Below are 17185 nucleotides of genomic sequence, written 5' to 3'. Positions count from 1 at the left end.
AACGGCCCATGCGGGAGGACAAGGCTACTCGATCGTGAGGGTCGGGCCGGATTGGAGGTTGCGTTTGCTCACTTCTCCGGCGAGCTGCCCGACGATGTGTTCCAGCGCCTGGCGGAGTTGAGGGCTGGACTCGAAGTTTCGGGTCGGGTCTCCCGCGTCACTGTTGGCGCGCAGTTCCGGGAACAGGGGCAGCTCGCCCAGGAAGGGAACGCCGAGCATTTCCGCGGCGCGTCGAGCGCCGCCGCGGCCGAAGATGTCGGCGATGCTTCCGTCGGGCAGAGGCATGTAGCTCATGTTCTCGATGATGCCCAGGATTGGCGCGCCCAGTTGCTGGAACATCCTCACGGCGCGGATGCAGTCGTCCAGGGCGACCTGCTGCGGCGTGGCGACGACGACGGCGCCGGTCAGCGGCAGAAGCTGGCAGAGCGTCAGCGGCACGTCCCCCGTCCCGGGCGGCAGGTCCACAATGAGATAGTCCAACTCGGGCCATTCCGTGTTGTCCAGCAGAAGCTGCTTGAACGCGCCGTGCGCCATCGGGCCGCGCCAGATCAGCGGCTTGTCCTCCTCGACGAGCGAGCCGATGGTGACGGCGTGGATCCCGTGTACGTAAAAGGGGATGATCTTGTTGCCACGGACCTGCGGCACCTGACCACGGATACCGAGCATGGTGGGCATGCTCGGGCCGTAGATATCGCCATCCATGAGTCCAACGCGCGCGCCCTGCCTTGCCAGGCCGACGGCGACGTTGACCGCGACGGTGGACTTGCCCACGCCTCCCTTGCCGGCGCCGATGCCGATCTTGTTCTTGACCTGCGGCAGGGGGTCGCTCTCGCGTCGCATCGCTGGCCCGCGGGTGTTGGCCGTGACATGAAGCTTCACCTGCTCGGCGCCGATGCGCTTCAGAGCTTCAGTCACGTCGCGCTGGATGACGTCCTTGAGCGGGCAGGCCGGGGTGGTCAGCTCGACGGTCACTTCGACGCAGGAGCCTTCGACCCTGACGTCCTTGACCATGTTCAGGCTGACGATGTCCCTGGACAACTCGGGATCGATGACACTTCGCAGCGCGGCGACGACGGTTTCCTTGGTCAGTGTGGGCATCGGCACAGTCCATTGAGAAGAAAGTTGAGGGATTATAGCGGCGCGAAACAGGATGTCAGGCAGATCGGGCACACATCGGCCCCGCTGCCCTGGCCCGAGGCGCCAGGGCAGGACCAGCGGCAGGCTGCTCTGTCGGCGGTCAGATCAACCGTTCGGCGATCTGCACCGCATTGGTCGCGGCGCCCTTCCTCACCTGATCCCCCGCGACGAAAATGTCCAATCCACGCCCGTCATCGCGGCTGATGTCCTGTCGGATACGTCCGACCAGCACGTCGTCCTGGAACGAAGCCTCCAGTGGCATGGGGAAGTGGTTGTTGACCGGGTCGTCCACGATCTTCACCCCCGGGGCCTTGCTGAGGATTTCCCTTGCGATCTGCGGGTTGATCGGACGCTCGAATTCGAGGTTGATCGCTTCACTGTGGGCGCGCGGCACCGGCACGCGAACACAGGTCGCGGTAATCATGATCTTCGGATCCCCGAAAATCTTCCGCGTCTCATTGACCATCTTGTTCTCTTCCTCGTTGTAGCCGTTCTCGGCCACCTTCGAGTTGTGGCTGAACAGGTTGTTGACGATCTGGTGAGGAAACTTTTCCTTCCTGACAGGTCTTCCGGCGGCGTAATCCCTGATCTGCTGTTCCAGCTCGTACAGTCCCCACGCGCCGGCGCCGCTGACGGCCTGATACGTGCTGACCACGATGCGCTTGACGCGGAACTGTCTGTGCAGAGGCCAGACCGGAACGTTCATGATGATCGTCGAGCAGTTGGGGTTGGCGATCAGGCCGTTGTGCTTCTTGATGGCGTCGGCGTTGACTTCGGGCACGACCAGCGGCACGCCGTCCTTGAGCCGAAAGGCACTGGTGTTGTCGATGACGATCGCGCCCGCCTGCACCGCCGCGGGGGCGAACTCCCTGCTCACGCTGCCGCCGGCGCTGAAAAACGCGAACTGGATGTCTTTGAAACTGTCTTTGGTCAGCTCCTCCACGACCAGCGTCTGGCCGTTGAACTGGACTTTCTTGCCGGCGCTGCGCGCCGAGGCCAGCAGCCTGAGATTGCGGATCGGGAACTTCCGCTCGGCCAGAACGGTGAGGAATTCCTGTCCCACGGCGCCGGTGGCGCCGACGATGGCGACGTTAAAACCTGCTGAGGAGGACATGGCAAAGACTCCAGATACCTGATAAACGACCGTGGCCACAGTCTCTGAACCGCGACCGGATCGCGATGATTGACGCACACCGACGTGCCCTGGACGAACTTCAGACGATACGCACTGGTGAACTCGGGGTTCGGTTTGCCCGGTTCACCGGCGCGTAGTCGTCTTCGTCCTGGTCGTCGTGCTCATGTGCACACTCATCGGTCTGGTCGGTTCGGAGACTGTGGCCATTGGACCGCAGTTCACGGACTCGACGATCGAGATATTTTGCAGGATCGACGCATCGGATGCAAGTGAGCGCACAAGTTTAGTGGCAGTTTGTGGTTGCGCGGACCGTTGGCTTCAGCGAATGCTCCGTCCACGACACTTCACCGCCGTCGCTTGTGTCGGCGGCTGATGGGAATCTTGCTGCCCAGGGTCAGTGGACGCGCGGGGATCGTCACCGTCGTTCCCTGAGGCGCTGGATGCGCAGGACGCTCGAAGCGGCTCAGGGGTGCCGGAGCGGCGGCGCGGTCGAATCCGGGCGGCTGCTCCGCCCAGTCCGCCGGCGGAGGAGTGGGCTGGAATCCCTCCATCGTCGCCTGCGGAATTACCATGTTGATCAGATTCTCGATACGCGTCAGCTCCTCTCCCTGCTGGCGCGTCACGAAGGTGAAGGCCTTGCCCCGGGCGCCCATTCGCGCGGTGCGCCCGACGCGGTGCACGTACACTTCCGGGTCCTCGGGGATGTCGTAGTTGATGATGTGACTGATGTCCGCCACGTCAATGCCGCGGCTGGCCAGGTCGGTGGCGATCAGCACGTCGAACTTGCCGCCCCGGAAACTCTTCATCACCTTCTCGCGCTTGTGCTGGGCCAGATTGCCGTGGATCTCGCGGCAGGCGATGCCGTCGGCATGGAGCCGTCGGGCGAGTTTCTCGGCGCCGTGCTTGGTCTTGCAGAACACGATGGCCAGTTCCGGGTTCTCCCGCTCCAGCAGCATCCGCAGCAGGCGATACTTGTCCCAGGGCTGCACCGAAAAGTAGCACTGCTCGACCTGTTCAACCGTCGGCTTTTCATCGGCGCCCGGAGCCACCAGCTTCTCCACCGGCTCGCGCATATACCTGCGCGCCAGCCGCTCGATCTCATCGCTGATCGTCGCGGACACGAAAATGGTCTGATGGTTCAAGGATGAGGGCTCAGCGTTCAAGGATGAATCTGAACTCTGAGCTTCGCCGTCCTCATCCTTTATCCTTCTGTCTTCATCCTTTTGTTTCATCCCCCTGATCCGCGAGAGGATATTGCGGATGTCGTCGCGGAAGCCGATATCGAGCATTCGATCGACTTCATCCAGCACGACGAACCGCAGGTTGTCGAAGCTGATGATTCGCCGGTCCAGCAGATCGATCACCCGCCCCGGCGTGCCAACGAGGATTTCCGGATGATGCTTGAGGAACTTGATCTGCGCCGCGATCTTCTGTCCGCCGTAGACCGGCACGGATCGGATCGGTGTGTATTTTCCCAGGCGGGCGATTTCCGCATCGACCTGCACCGCCAGCTCGCGGGTCGGCACGAGAATGATCGCCTGCGTTGGCAGCCCCTTGGCGGCCTTCTGAAGGATGGGAATGGCAAAGGCGGCAGTCTTGCCGGTGCCGGTGCGCGCCTGGCCGAGAATATCCACTCCCGCCAGCGCGCGGGGGATCAGCATCGACTGAATCTCCGACGGCGTGGTGAATTTCAGCTCAGCCAGCGCTCTGAGAATGGACGGACGAATGCCCAGGGCCGCAAACGCCTCGGGCACGGGGGGATGTTCTGTTTTGTCGGTCATTGCACTCGCAATCGTGGCGAGTGCGGGATTGTAGGGACAGGACGCAGGTGGCTCAAGCATGCCGGATATGATGCACTTGGCCGGGTCTCTGCGCTGTTCACCTGGGCGACTCAATTCAGCGTCTCAAACCCGGGCCGTGGATCAAGCTGATCCAGCGCCCGCAGGATCCCGCGCATGAACCCGGCGGTGTAGGCGTTGGACTGCTCGCACCACACGCCATCGCCTATGACGCGCGGCACATGCCCGGCGATAATCAGCCCGCGGAAGCCCACGTCGCGCAGCTTCTTCAGCACCGCCACCGGGTCGTACCAGCCCTTCTGATCGACGAACACCTCGTGCAGCGGCTGCGGCAGCGGGTTGGAGATCGTCTGGAAGTGCACGTAGAAGATCTTGTTCATCGCCGAATAGTGGTCGATCACGTCCAGGATGTCCTCGCCCATCGCTGACCAGTTGCCAAGACAGAACTCGCAGCCGTGGTTGGGGCTGGGCACCAGGGCAAAAGTCTTGTCGTAGTTCTCGCGGCTGCGGTGCAGTCGCGGCACGCCGCCCAGCGCCGGGACCGGCGGGTCATTCGGATGCACCGCCAGCTTCAGCCCCTCCTGTTCCGCAACGGGCAGCACGTGCTCGAGAAAGTAGTGGTAATACTCCCACATCTCATTTTCGGAATAGACGCGATCGGCCATCGGTGGCGCATTCTGGAAGTCCTTCAGATCGATCGCCATCGTCTCGGCGCCGCCGCGGATGCGGTACGTCGTCGAGCTGCGCAGCACGTCGGTTGGATCCCACAGGTAGCCAAGGTACGGGATCCCCGCGCGGGCGATGTTCTGAATGGTGCGCTGCACGCACTCGATCTGCCGCTCACGCCCCGGCTTGCCCAGCATGATCTTGTCGTAAAACGACTTGGGCAGGTTCTCGATGGCGTTGAGCCGCAGGCCGGCATCCTCGACACGGCTCCGCAGCGCCACCAGATCGCTGTACGACCATTCCGAATCGCCCTTCAATGGTAACTCGGCATAGTTGGTGTCGATCAGTGGCGTGCGGTACATGTTCAGAAGAATGTCGTCAAAGCCGAGCTGCTTGCAGTATTTCAGCCGTGCCTCGGTTGGCTGCGCGAACGACCCGAAGCCGATCCGCATCGGCAGCTTCTCGATGGCCTGGGCTGAAGGGTGAGGATTGCTGGTCGGCTTTGCTGCGCTGATGGCCTGTTTCATGATCTGCCCTGCAACGATTTTTCAGACGAGGTTGAACCGATGCGAATGATACCACGTCGCATCGCCGGGCCAACGTGACGCCATCCCGGCTTAGCTGCCGCTTTCGTCAGCGAGCAGCACTTTCCGGGCCGAGTCCAGGTGCTGTCGCGTTCCCAGCAGCAGCACGCGATCGCCGGGTTGCAGCTCTTCGTCCGGCCCGGGATTGACAATGCTTACCCCGTCGCGCTCGATTCCGACCACACTGGCGCCGGTGCGGGTGCGCAGCGCCAGCTCACGAATCAGCTTGCCTTTGGCTGGCGAGCGGTCGGTGATCAGCACCGTTTCCAGCATCGCGTCGCGAAGGATTGGCGACAGCTCCGCGGCGTGTTCGGGCGCCGGCGGCTCGGAAAGCGTCTGCCGCAACGCGATCTGGGCCTTGGCGTAGACCTTGACCATCGATTGCCAGGTCAGACCCACCAGGCCCAGCAGCACCACGACGAACCCGATCAACACCGGCCAGGGGGGAAGAATCGCCGACGAAACCAGCGCCATCCAAAGCAGAATCGCGACGCAACCGACGGCCAGAATGGTGTTGGCGATCACTCGCCGGATGATCAGGGCGTTTTCGCGTGCCGCGGCGCGTGAGACGTTCATCTCGGCGATGACCATGGCGGCGGCGCGGAGCTTTCGCACGGTGGCAACCAGCAGCGGCATCGCCAGCACCACCGCCGCCAGCCACACCACGCCGCGTTGTCCGCCCACCCACGCGGGCAATTGCGGCAGCCAGCGCACGCCGCTGCGGCCGATCCATGCGGCGGCGATCAGAATCCCCGTCACCAGCACCAGGTTCAGCAGCATTTGCAGGACCCACTTGCGCAGCAGGCGACGGACTTGCTGCTTGACCGGATCGCCACGGTCCGTGCCCAGACGCCGCACCCATTGGCTGTAGACGCGAAGGCTGGCCACCAGCGGCCGCGGCGCCGTTCGATCAAACCAGTTGGCCAGCGGATCCGAAGCCCGGATCAGGTAAGGGGTCAACAGCGTGGTCACTGCCGACACCGCCACCGCCGTCGGATACAGAAACTCGCTGGTCACATTCAGCGACACCCCAAGCTGCGCGATGATGAACGAAAACTCCCCGATCTGTGCCAGACCCATGCCCACACGCAGGCTGGTCTTCAGGTCATGTCCGGCGACGAATGTGCCCATCGCGCAGCTCAAGACCTTGCCGATGATCACCGCCGCGGTCACGATCGCAATCGGCAGCCAGTAATGCCCGATCAGCACTGGATCGATCAGCATCCCGATGGCCACGAAGAAGACCGCGCTGAACATGTCGCGCACGGGCTCGATCAGGGTCTGAACTCGCCCGATCTCTCGCGCCTCGGCGATGATCGCGCCGATAAGGAACGCGCCCAGTGCCACGCTGTACTGCATCCATGCCGCCACCAGCGACACTCCGAAGCACAGCCCCAGCGTCGTGATCAGCAGCATCTCATTGCTTCGGAAACCGGCCACATACTTCAGCAGGGGCGGCACGGTCAGCAGACCCACCACCAGCGTCACCGCCAGAAACACCCCAAGTTTGCCCAGCGTCGTCAGCACGCCGATCGAATCCAGCGATCCGGTCGTCGCCACGCCGCTCAGCAGCGCCAGCATCGCGATCGCCAGAATGTCCTCGACGATCAGGATCCCGAAAATCAGGTTCGCGAAGCGTTCCCTGGACAAACCCAGCTCAGCCAGCGCCTTGACGATGATCGTCGTGGAGGAGATCGAAAGAATCGCGCCAAGAAACAGGCTGTCCATGGCGCTCCATCCAAACGCCCGGCCGATCGCGTATCCGACCAGCCACATGAACAGGATCTCCAGCACAGCGGCGATGAAGGCGGTTACCCCGACCTGCGCCAGTTTCCGCAACGAAAAGTGCAGCCCCAGCCCGAACATCAGCAGGATCATGCCCAGATCCGCCATCACCCGAACCGTGTGCTCGTCGCGGATGAACACGGGGATTGGCGTGTGCGGGCCGACGATCACGCCCGCCAGGATGTAGCCCAGCACCACCGGTTGCCGCAAACGGTGAAACAGGACCGTCACCAAAGCGGCGACGATCATGACGGCGGCCAGATCCTGAAGGAATTCGGCATGCATTGCAGAAGCAGCGGTCTCAGTCTGGTTCGATGGTCGAGGCGCCGCGACAGACCGGCGGGCCGGGACGGCGCTGTTCGATGCTGCTGTGGGGCGGCGTGATCGGCTGGGCGATGCCGCTGTTGGCGGCCTGGCGCGCGGCCAGGCACATGGCGGCACTGAGCAGGCCGTCTGACAGCGGCGCGCGGGAGGCGGCTCGCCCGCGGATTACATCGATGAAGTTCATCGCCAGTTGTTCATCACCGCCGCCGTGGCTGCCAAAGGCACGAACCTCCAACTGCTCGATGCGTCCTCGATGATGTTCAATCACGCTCAGCAGGTCGCTGTACCAGTCGAACTCCAGTGTCGCGTCGTAGCCGATGACCCGCGCCCCTCGCCTGCCCGCCTGACGGCGCGAGATGAAGTTCTGCGCGTAGCACGCGTGCACCCCACTTTCATACATGATCAGCGCGCTGCCCGCATCCTGATGCAGGATGCTGCTGGAAAAGGTGCAGGCGTGATCGGCGTCGGGGCAGGGCCTGACGCTATTGAGCGTCCCGCCATCGTCGCCGCGCGCCGCCAGATGTGCGGGACTTTCCGGACAGGTCTGCGTCTGGTCGCACCGGCAGCAGCGCAGCCCCGCCGGCCGGTCGCCGCCATACGCCAGCCGACTGTGCATTGCGGCGATCATGGTCGGTCGGCTGGCCAGCATATGCGTGATGTAGTCGAAGTCGTGCGTGGCCTTCTGAAGCCACAGTCCGCCGGTCTTGTCGTAGTCGCGATACCACTGCCCGTAGTAGACCCCGCCATACGGAACGTTGTTAACCGCCTGAACCTGGTTGATCACGCCCAGACGTCCGCGGCGGATGATGTCGATGGCGGTCTGGACATGGATCGTCAGTCGCAGCGGAAACGAGACCACGACGCGGTGCTCGTGCCCGGCATACGCGGCGGCCAGCGCGCGGAGCTGCTCCCAACTGATCGCCACGGGCTTTTCCAGAAACAGTGGCAGGCCGCTGCCCGCCGCCTTCACCGCGATTGGGGCATGCGCTGCACAGGTGGTGGCGATCAGCAGGGCGTGAAAGTCGTCGGCATGTTCGAGCAGCGCGTCGGCGTCGGAAAACAGTGCAACACCGTCGGCGTCGGGAACCCGCGCCTGATGCATCCTCGCGCGGACCTGTTCGGCCGGCTGCTCGTCCGCCGCCGCCGCAATGCGAATCTGCTGATCCAGCTCGCACAGCAACCGCGCGAAATGGCTGGCGCGGTGGCCCATGCCGATGATCGCCAAATTCAACTGGCCGCTGGACCGCGGGGATTGACGAGCCATAAATGACAGATCCCTGTAGCTCTGGCCGTGCCAGCGACCCGGCCCGGCGCGATGGAGACTCGACCCGTGTGGCAGCGGATTATACAGACATTTCGGCACAGCGGGATGAGCGCCGTCGAGGCGGCGAAGAAGGAACAACTGCTGGCTCGCTGCGCCCGATGCCTCGGCGCTGAGCCGCAGCACTGGATGTTTGTCCCCGGACGCATCGAGTTTATGGGCAAGCACACCGACTATGCCGGCGGACGAAGCCTTGTGTGCGCCGTCGAGCGTGGATTCTGCCTGGCTGCGGTTGGCCGCGACGATTCCAATGTCTGCATCACCGACGCTGCTGGCGATCAGCGCGTCGTTTTCACCCTCAGCCCGGAGCTTGTGCCGATGAGCGGGCACTGGTCCAACTATCCCATGACCGTGGCACGACGCCTGGCCAGGAACTTTCCCGGACCACTGCGCGGCGCCGATGTCGCCTTCGTCAGCGACCTGCCCCCGGCCGCCGGGCTGAGCAGCTCCAGCTCACTGGTGACGGCGATCTTTCTGGCGCTGCACGCGGTGAATCACCTTCAGGATCGAAGTGAATATCAGGCCAACATTCACACGCTTGAAGATTTAGCTGGGTATCTGGGGACGGTGGAGAACGGACAAACCTTTGGCTGGCTGATTGGCGACCGCGGGGTTGGGACATTCGGAGGCAGCCAGGACCACACCGCCATACTGTGCAGCCGCCCGGGCATGCTGCGGCAGTACGCCTTCCGTCCCGTGCGCCATGAACAGGATGTGCCGCTGCCGCGCGATTGCATCTTCGCCATCGGGGTTAGCGGCGTGGTCGCCGAAAAGACCGGCTCGGCGCTGGGCAGGTACAACCGGGCTTCAACTCTGGCGACTCAGGTCCTGCAAGTTTGGAACTCAACCACCGGTCGAAATGATCCCACGCTGGCGGCGGCGGTGCGCAGCTCGCCTGACGCACCGCAGCGAATGCGCCTCGCGCTGCGCCAGCTTGCTGATCACCAGCCACTGCTGGACCGCTTCGAGCAGTTCTTCGAGGAAAGCGAGCAACTCATTCCCGCCGCTGCTGCAGCTTTATTGCGGGGCGATCTTCAGACGCTTGGGCAGATTGTCGCCCGCTCGCAGCAGTTGGCTGAGATAAAACTGGGCAATCAGGTGCCACAGACGATCGACCTGTGTCGCATGGCACGCGATTGCGGGGCGATCGCGGCGTCGGCGTTTGGGGCGGGATTTGGCGGCAGCGTCTGGGCCATGATCAGGCGCCAGCAGGTCGATCAGTTCCTCAAATCCTGGCGCCAAGCCTACCTGGCCGGATATCCTCAGCACACCGACAACGCCACATTCTTCCTGACCCGCGCCGGACCCGCCGTGGTTTTGATTTCCTCAGAAGCGGGCGAATCCTGGGTCAAGCGAATCGCAGGCGCGCCCTTTTTAGCCTGAGCGCGCAGGCGATGGCACCGTCGAGCCAGGTCGGTGCAGCAGACACGTCTGTATCGCAGGCGTCTCGCCCATGACACGTCCGAGCCAGTTGTGGCATGGCCGTCCCCGCCATGCAGGGTGCGATCGAAGCGGGAAGTCTGATCTCTGGGCTATTCATCACTTCATGCCACTCAGTACGGGTCCGACGCGCGTCTCGCCCGTGCCAACAGGCCATCGCACGGACGAAACGCCCGTAGCACGCGGGCACGCCGCGCTTCCCCATCAAACCGCTGCACGTGGCGGAATTGCCCTTCAGCCGTTATGTTGCCCGGCTCATGCTTGTGTTGCTCTCGGGTCTGGGCGAGCGGCTGCGCGTGGTCTGCGTGCGGCTGCTGCGCCGCTTCGGTTTACGCGAAGATTCCTTCCTGATCGTCCCGGCCGCGATCATCGGCATTGTGACCGCTTTCGCCGCCGTCGGATTTCACGAACTCATCTACAAAATTCGCGATCTGCTGTATGCAAACGCCGGAGCGGAACTGCTGTACGGCCACGGACTGGGGCTGTTGATCCTGTTTCCGGCCGTGGGTGGATTGCTGGTGGGAATCGTCAGCCGCTATGTGACGCGTTCGGGCGAGGGGCACGGTGTGATCGACGTGATCGAGTCGGTCGCGCGAAGCAGCGGTTTTGTCCGTCCGGGCGTCGCCATCGAAAAGATCTTCACCAGCGCCCTGACCCTCGGCACGGGCGGATCCGGCGGCGCCGAGGGACCGATCGTGCAGATCGGGGCGGCGATCGCAAGCGGCGTCGGGCAGCTCTTTCGCTTCGCCCGCCACCAGATGCCGATCATCATCGGCTGCGGCAGCGCCGCGGGCATCAGTGCGATCTTCAATTCTCCGATCGGCGGAGTCGTATTCACCCTCGAAGTGATCCTTCAGGAATTTTCGATCCGAACCTTCACGCCACTGGTCATCGCCAGCGTCATCGCCAACGTCACCACCCGCGCCATCTTCGCCCGCATTAAAGGACAGGATTACCCGGCCATCTTCGCGATGCCCGCTTCCACATCTGCCGGCACGGCAGGGCAGTTGATTGACTGGCTACAGGTGGGCAACTTCGTATTTCTGGGGCTGATGTGCGGCCTGGCGGGGGTGACTCTGACCAAACTCATGCCGATTTTCGAAGCCAGGTTCAAGCGGCTGAGCTGGCTTCCCGGCGGCGCAGCGCTGCGACCGGCGCTGGGTGGTGCGCTGCTCGGAGTTGTGGGCATTGCGTATGTGCTGATCTTTGGACGTCTGCTGTTGCACCAGCCAAAGCCCTTCGCGTTTGAGCATTACCCGATGCCCGCGTTTTACGGAGATGGATACGGGGTGATCCAGATGCTGTTGGGCGGGCAGTACTACGCACAGATGGACGTGGCGAAGGTGCTGTTGCTGCTGGCGTTTCTGTCGGGAGTGAAGATCCTGGCCACTTGCCTGACGCTGGCCAGCGGCGGCAGCGGCGGGATCATCGCCCCGTCGCTGTTTATCGGCGCCACGGCCGGGGGATGTCTGGGCGTGCTGCTGCGGCAGACGGGATGGTTCGCCGAAATTCGCCCCGAGGTCTACGCGCTGGTCGGCATGGGAGCGGTGCTGGCGGCGGTGGTGCACGCGCCGCTGGCGTCGATCCTGATCCTCTTTGAGCTGACCCAGGACTACCGCGTTACGCTGCCGGCGATGCTGGCCACCGTCGTCGCCACCGGCGCCGCAAGACTCATCCATCCCCATTCCATCTATACCCAGGCGCTGCGGACGCGCGGCGTCAAGTTCGCCGGCACCGGCGAACTCAATCTCCTGAGAAGACTGAGCGTGGAACAGGTGCAGCTCGAGCCGGCCGCCGTGGTGCAGGCCAAAGACTCGGTCCAGCGCCTGATCGACCTGACGACGCAGCTTGGCACGATGAACTTCGTCGTCATTGACGAAGCCGGCGCCTACCGCGGAATGGTCAGCTCGCAGGAACTGAATCTGGCCATGATGGAGCGCGACGCCGTGCCCCTGATGATCGTCCAGGAGCTGATGCGCGGCGACGTGCCGGTGATCAGACACACGGACGATCTGGCCGGTGTGTTCGAGATCTTCTGGCAGACCGACCTGACGCATCTGCCGGTCTGCCTGGCGGGCAGCCCACACAAGGTGATCGGGTTGATCAGCCGCGCGGCCGTGCTCAAGGCCTATCAACAAGCCGTCGGCGGCTGATACCTGGGAGTCCGCGCGCATGCAGTCGTCGCGGCGAGGTGCGGGCGTGACACAACTGCTGCAAATCGCGCGCGAAGTGGTGAAATCAACTGCGCGGCAGCAGGGAGAGCACCGCCTGGCTGGGCCGGGGAATCACGTGGGCGGCGATGAGTTTTCCCAGGCCTTCGACGTGGGCGCGGCCGGCCTCGATCGCGGCCTTGACCGCCGCCACGTCTCCCCTGATCACGACGCTGATGTATCCGCCGCCGAGCTTTTCCTTGCCGACGACATCGACGCTGGCGGCCTTGCAGGCGGCGTCGATCGCCTCGATGACGGCGGTGAAGCCCTGGGTCTCGATGAATCCGATGGCGTAGGGAGCATCGCGTTGGGGTTGCTGCTGATCGGGCATGGTTTGCTCTTGGTCCTGAATGTTTTGGGTCATGGCTGCGATGGGTCGGGGCACGTGAACCACGTTTTGTTCGATCAGGGGGTTGAACTCTTCCTGGGCCGGCCAGAGCCGCGACGACTGCGGGTGCGGGCGGTTGATGGGCGCGACAACGACGCTGGCGTTGAGGGCGGCGGCGGCGGCACGGGCGGCGGCCAGTGCGGTGTGCACGTCGGCGGTGGGTCCGGCGATCTTGATGCTGGTGCCCAGCAGGTCGTTGAGTTCCACCTGCAAGACGCGGATGTGCGCGGACTTTTCCGCCGCGTCGATCGCCGCCAGGGACGCCGTCCAGCTTCCGATCTCGATCAGTCCGATGGATGATTCCTGATCGTTCACAGCCCGAACTCCTCGATGATCTGTCGTGTATGACTGCCCAGCGGCGGCGCGGCGCGGTCGAAGACGGGGCGTCGGCCGTCGAAGCGGATGGGGCAGGCCAGCGTGCGCATGGGCGTGCCGCCGGCGCTAATCAGCTCGCGCGTCATCTGGAGCACGCCGAAAGCCTCGTGCGACAGCAGTCTCGGCCAGTCCAGCACCTTTGAGCACCACACATCCGCCGGCTCAAGGATCGCCAGCCAGTGGGCGGTGGTGTTGGATCGGAATCGGTCGGCCAGGATGCGTTTGATCTGGTCGCGGCGGCGGAAGGTGTCCTGGCGGCTGATGCCGCGCAGCGCCGGCAGGTCCAGCAGATCAGCCAGTCGGTCCAGCGGATTCATCGCCACGGCAAGCCATCCGTCCGACGTTCGATACACGCCATACGGTGCCGCCAGATAGGCATGAGCATTTCCGATCTCGGATCGCTGCGGGAGCTTTCCGCCGTCGTTGAGGTGGGTGGTGAGGACCTCAAATTGGAAGTCGATGAGCGATTCGAGCAGCGAGGTTTCGACCAGCGCCCCCTTGCCGGTTTTGCCGCGACGAACCAGCGCCGCCAGAATCCCCTGCGCCAGGAAGTGCCCGGCGAACATGTCGGCGACGGCCAGCCCCATCGGCACGGGCGGCGCGTCCGCCGGGCCATCCCCGCTGAGCCACATCAGACCGCTCAGCGCCTGGGCCAGCAGGTCCTGTCCGGGCTTGTGCTTCCACGGTCCGGCGTTCCCGTAGCCGCTGATCGAACCATAGACGATCCCCGGGTTGATCGTGCGGACGGACGGATAGTCAAGCGCGAATTTGTCCAGAACGCCCGGACGGAAATTGGCCACGAGCACGTCGGCGCGGGCGATGAGCTTGCGGACGCGTTGCAGGTCGGCGGGGTTTTTGAAGTCGGCGGCGAAACTCTGCTTGTTGCGGTTGATCGCATGAAAGAGCATCGAGTCGCCGTCGATCTCGGTGTCGCAGATGTAGAGCTGCCGGCACAGGTCGCCGCCGTCGGGGCGCTCGATCTTGATCACGCGGGCGCCCAGATCCCCCAGCCGCAGCGCGCACAGTGGCCCGGCCAGGAAAATCGACATGTCCAGTACCAGCAGACCTTCAAGCGGTTTCATGGGCCGGGCGTCTGTGGAAACTTAGCCGAGCGGATTGCACCTGTCGATATTGCCTACACCGTCACCTCGGTTCCGCCGCGGGCGCTGTCCTGGTAACAGGCTTCGACCACCGCCATGGTGAGCAAGGCGTCCTCGACGCGCGTGGGCAGCAGACTGGTTGATCCTTCCACAAAACGCATGATCGAGGCCATCGAGCCGATGAAAGCGTGAGGATACCAGGAACCTTCGAAGGGCACGTCCCGCCAGCCGGTGGGTTCGCCGGCGTCGTTCAGCGTACACAGTTGCAGTGCATCCGGCTCGCCTTTGGGGTAATTCATCAGCAGTCCGAGCCGCGCCTTGATGGCGCCGCGCGTGCCTTCCCACTTCACGTAGCTTTCCTGATGCTCCAGCCCGAACTTGTGTCCGTGGTTGGTGGTGATGTTGGCGCGGATCACCGGGCCGTAATCCAGCGCGATGTTCGTGCGTGTCGAGTCGAGCCTGATCGTGTCGGGGTGCTTGACGGTCAGCGCGTGGACGCGCTTCGGCTGGCCGAGGAACGAGCGGATCAGATCGATGTAGTGGACGGAGTGGTAGAGGATCTCGACCCGTGGGGCTTTCTCGAGGAAGGTCCACAGGTGCCAGGGCATGTAGACGGTGACGCGGACTTCCATGTCGTGCAGATCGCCGATAGCGCCGCGGTCGATCAGATCTCGCGCCGCAAGAATGTACGGCGCGTAGCGAAGCTGGAAGTTGACGGCGGCGATGAGTCGCTTGCGACGGCACTGCTCGACGATTGCCCGGGCTTGTGTCAGGTTTTCGCCAAGCGGTTTCTGGATGAGCACGGCCGAGCCGTCGGGGATCTGCTCGATGACGGCGGGGATGGCGCTGGCGGGGACTGCGACATCGTAGACCGGCGCGTCGGCCAATCGGGTAAGCTGCGCGATCGATTCGACTGGCCGCAGGCCAAAATCGCGCGCCAGCGCCTGGGCTTTGTCCGGATCGACGTCGGTGACGCCGGCGACCTCGAAGCCGGCCAGCCGATAGGCCGGCAGATGCGCGTCGCGAACGATCCCGCCGCAGCCGATGATGACGATCGGCCGGGGTTGGCGGGGCATCTGCGGTTGCCAGGGATGCCGTGGGCTGCTTTCACTCACGCGACTGACCCTCCGTTGCTGTGTCCCTTGCGCGGCGTGCCGGCCCAGGCGTTCATCGCGTCGCTTTGCATGTCGCGGGTGATCGACTCGACCGGATCGTCCGTGTCGATGGCCCGAAGCACGCCGCGTTCGATCGCCTGACCCAGACCCGGGAATCGCCGATCCAGCGGAAACGACCGCGCGTTCTCATGCAGCGCGGGAAGCTGCTTGAAGAAAGGGATGGCGGCGTTGACCTGCGGGTCATTCCACGTGCTCAGCCGGCAACCCACTGCTCCGGCCAACGTCAGCAGCTTGTCCATCTCGGCGCTGGCACAGTGCTTGAGGAATCGCCAGGCCAGCGGTTTGTTCTTCGATCCAGCGGCGATCGAAAGCATCCAGTAGACGTTGAGTGAGGCACTTGCTCCGCGCGGCGGGGCACCGGCGGGAATCGGCGCGATCCCGACCTTGCCGCGAACCCGCGATTCGTTGAGGGTCTGGCACATCGCCGCGAAGCCGAACCAGTTGATCATCATGGCCACCTCGCCCTGCATGAAGCGTTCGCCGGCCGGCACGGAATGAATCGCCCGGGCGTTGGGGACGGTGGCGGGATTACGCACGAGCCTGCGGTAGAAGTCCAGTGCCTGGCGTGCTTCGGGCGTGTCGAGCGACGGATTCCCCGCCGGATCCAGCAGCTCGCCGCCGCGGGTCCACAGATGGAGACTGAAGTCGTAGACGGTGTTGTGCCCGTCGGGGTAGGCGGCTACGACCGTGCCCCACAGACCGCGCGTCGGGTTGGCCACACGCTGCATCGTCGCAAGAAACTCATCCCATGTCTTGGGCGGCGAGGCAATCAGATCGCTGCGGTAGATCAATGCCTCGGGGCCGTCGTGATACGGCAGGCCGTACAACCGCCCGTCGATCTGCGGCATGCTCGTCAGCGAACGACTCCAGGCGGCGGGGTAGTCGGGCAGCGGGTCTGCCTTCATCAGTGGTGCGAGATCCGCCAGCAGCCCCTGCTCGACGGCGGCGGCGAGCCAGTCGGTCACCATGAAGGTGATGTCGTACGTGCCGTCCAGCATGCCGCCGCGATCGAAGATCGTCGGGTGCAGGTCGTTCAGCTCCAGCGAATCGAAACCCATCGTGGCCTCGATCTGTTCGGCCCTGACGAACTCGTCGAACTGCCGGCGAATGGCCTGCTCGAACGGCCCGAACTTCCGCACGGCGATCCGCAGGTGGTTGGCGCTCATGGCCTCAGATTATGCCCTTGCGTGTCAAATCTGTGAAATCCGGGTAACCTGTAGACGGACATCAAGAGCAGTTGCGATGGAACAGACACTTTACTACGAAGACTATGTGATCGGCTCGACCCGGACCACGACCGGCCGGACGATCACCGAAACCGACTTTGTGATTCATGCCGGGCACAGCGGCGATTTCTTTCCGCATCACCTCGATGCCGAATTCGCCCGAACCACGCCCTTCGGCCAGCGGATCGCCCACGGGACGATGACCTTCACCATCGGCATCGGGTTGACCGCCAGCGTGATCAATCCTGTGGCGTTCACGTACGGCTATGAGCGGCTGCGTTTTCCCAAGCCGGTGTTCATCGGCGACACGATCCGCTCGCAGGTGACGATCGCGGCCAAGGAAGACGACCCCAAGCGCCCCCAGTTCGGCCGCGTCGTGGAGAAGGTCGAGGTGATCAACCAGCGGGGCGAGTGCGTGATGGCCTGCGAACACGTGCTGCTGGTGCGCAAGCGTAACACCAGCATTGCAGCCGGCTCGATGTGACATTCCGCCGGGTGCGGGGTCCGCTTGCACGCCTGG

Annotated in this window: 13 protein-coding genes; 3 read left to right on the top strand and 10 right to left on the bottom strand. The window is 63.9% G+C overall.

Going from position 1 to position 17185, the window contains the following annotated elements:
* Positions 1-24: 24 nt before the first annotated feature.
* The 6 genes from ACQS5P_RS03885 to ACQS5P_RS03860 form a co-directional block, all read right to left on the bottom strand.
* Positions 25-1098 carry an Mrp/NBP35 family ATP-binding protein gene (locus ACQS5P_RS03885; RefSeq protein WP_428939593.1) on the bottom strand — a complete coding sequence of 358 codons (1074 nt, stop codon included), beginning with the start codon at positions 1096-1098 and terminating at the stop codon, positions 25-27.
* 139 nt (positions 1099-1237) lie between these two features.
* Positions 1238-2251 carry an aspartate-semialdehyde dehydrogenase gene (locus tag ACQS5P_RS03880; RefSeq protein WP_428939592.1) on the bottom strand — a complete coding sequence of 338 codons (1014 nt, stop codon included), beginning with the start codon at positions 2249-2251 and terminating at the stop codon, positions 1238-1240.
* Between the two features lie 365 nt (positions 2252-2616).
* A complete protein-coding gene (locus tag ACQS5P_RS03875) occupies positions 2617-4053 on the bottom strand; it encodes a DEAD/DEAH box helicase (RefSeq protein WP_428939591.1) in 1437 nt (478 codons plus the stop codon).
* A gap of 110 nt (positions 4054-4163) precedes the next feature.
* Entirely contained in the window at positions 4164-5264 is a 1101-nt protein-coding gene (locus ACQS5P_RS03870) for a mannonate dehydratase (RefSeq protein WP_428939590.1), read from the bottom strand.
* 90 nt (positions 5265-5354) lie between these two features.
* Positions 5355-7391, bottom strand: coding sequence for a cation:proton antiporter (locus ACQS5P_RS03865; protein ID WP_428939589.1), 2037 nt, complete (start codon positions 7389-7391; stop codon positions 5355-5357).
* 16 nt (positions 7392-7407) lie between these two features.
* Complete coding sequence (locus ACQS5P_RS03860; RefSeq protein ID WP_428939588.1) at positions 7408-8694, bottom strand: Gfo/Idh/MocA family protein; 1287 nt, start codon at positions 8692-8694, stop codon at positions 7408-7410.
* 105 nt (positions 8695-8799) lie between these two features.
* Here ACQS5P_RS03860 and ACQS5P_RS03855 point away from each other — a divergent pair, with 105 nt between their 5' ends.
* Positions 8800-10134, top strand: a complete 1335-nt coding sequence (locus tag ACQS5P_RS03855; RefSeq protein WP_428939587.1) for a galactokinase family protein — start codon at positions 8800-8802, stop codon at positions 10132-10134.
* A 314-nt stretch (positions 10135-10448) separates the two neighbouring features.
* Positions 10449-12344, top strand: a complete 1896-nt coding sequence (locus tag ACQS5P_RS03850) for a chloride channel protein (protein ID WP_428939586.1) — start codon at positions 10449-10451, stop codon at positions 12342-12344.
* Between the two features lie 85 nt (positions 12345-12429).
* Here ACQS5P_RS03850 and ACQS5P_RS03845 read toward each other — a convergent pair whose 3' ends face one another.
* From ACQS5P_RS03845 to ACQS5P_RS03830, 4 genes are read right to left on the bottom strand one after another with little or no spacing between them, the layout of a single operon-like run.
* Positions 12430-13104, bottom strand: a complete 675-nt coding sequence (locus tag ACQS5P_RS03845) for a BMC domain-containing protein (RefSeq protein WP_428939585.1) — start codon at positions 13102-13104, stop codon at positions 12430-12432.
* The gene (locus ACQS5P_RS03840) at positions 13101-14246 is read right to left on the bottom strand and encodes a CaiB/BaiF CoA transferase family protein (protein WP_428939584.1); all 1146 of its coding nucleotides are present in this window, start codon (positions 14244-14246) and stop codon (positions 13101-13103) included. The genes ACQS5P_RS03845 and ACQS5P_RS03840 overlap by 4 nt, the downstream gene beginning before the upstream one ends.
* A gap of 53 nt (positions 14247-14299) precedes the next feature.
* On the bottom strand, positions 14300-15379 hold the full coding sequence (locus ACQS5P_RS03835) for a Gfo/Idh/MocA family protein (RefSeq protein WP_428939583.1): 1080 nt from the start codon (positions 15377-15379) through the stop codon (positions 14300-14302).
* Positions 15376-16605 carry an ABC transporter substrate-binding protein gene (locus ACQS5P_RS03830; RefSeq protein ID WP_428939582.1) on the bottom strand — a complete coding sequence of 410 codons (1230 nt, stop codon included), beginning with the start codon at positions 16603-16605 and terminating at the stop codon, positions 15376-15378. The genes ACQS5P_RS03835 and ACQS5P_RS03830 overlap by 4 nt, the downstream gene beginning before the upstream one ends.
* Before the next feature lie 76 nt (positions 16606-16681).
* Between ACQS5P_RS03830 and ACQS5P_RS03825 the strand changes: the two genes are divergently transcribed.
* On the top strand, positions 16682-17149 hold the full coding sequence (locus ACQS5P_RS03825; RefSeq protein WP_428939581.1) for a MaoC family dehydratase: 468 nt from the start codon (positions 16682-16684) through the stop codon (positions 17147-17149).
* The last annotated feature ends 36 nt before the right edge of the window (positions 17150-17185 follow it).

Source organism: Fontivita pretiosa, assembly GCF_050410795.1.
GTDB lineage: Bacteria > Planctomycetota > Phycisphaerae > Tepidisphaerales > Tepidisphaeraceae > Fontivita > Fontivita pretiosa.
This window is presented reverse-complemented; position numbering and strand designations above follow the sequence as displayed.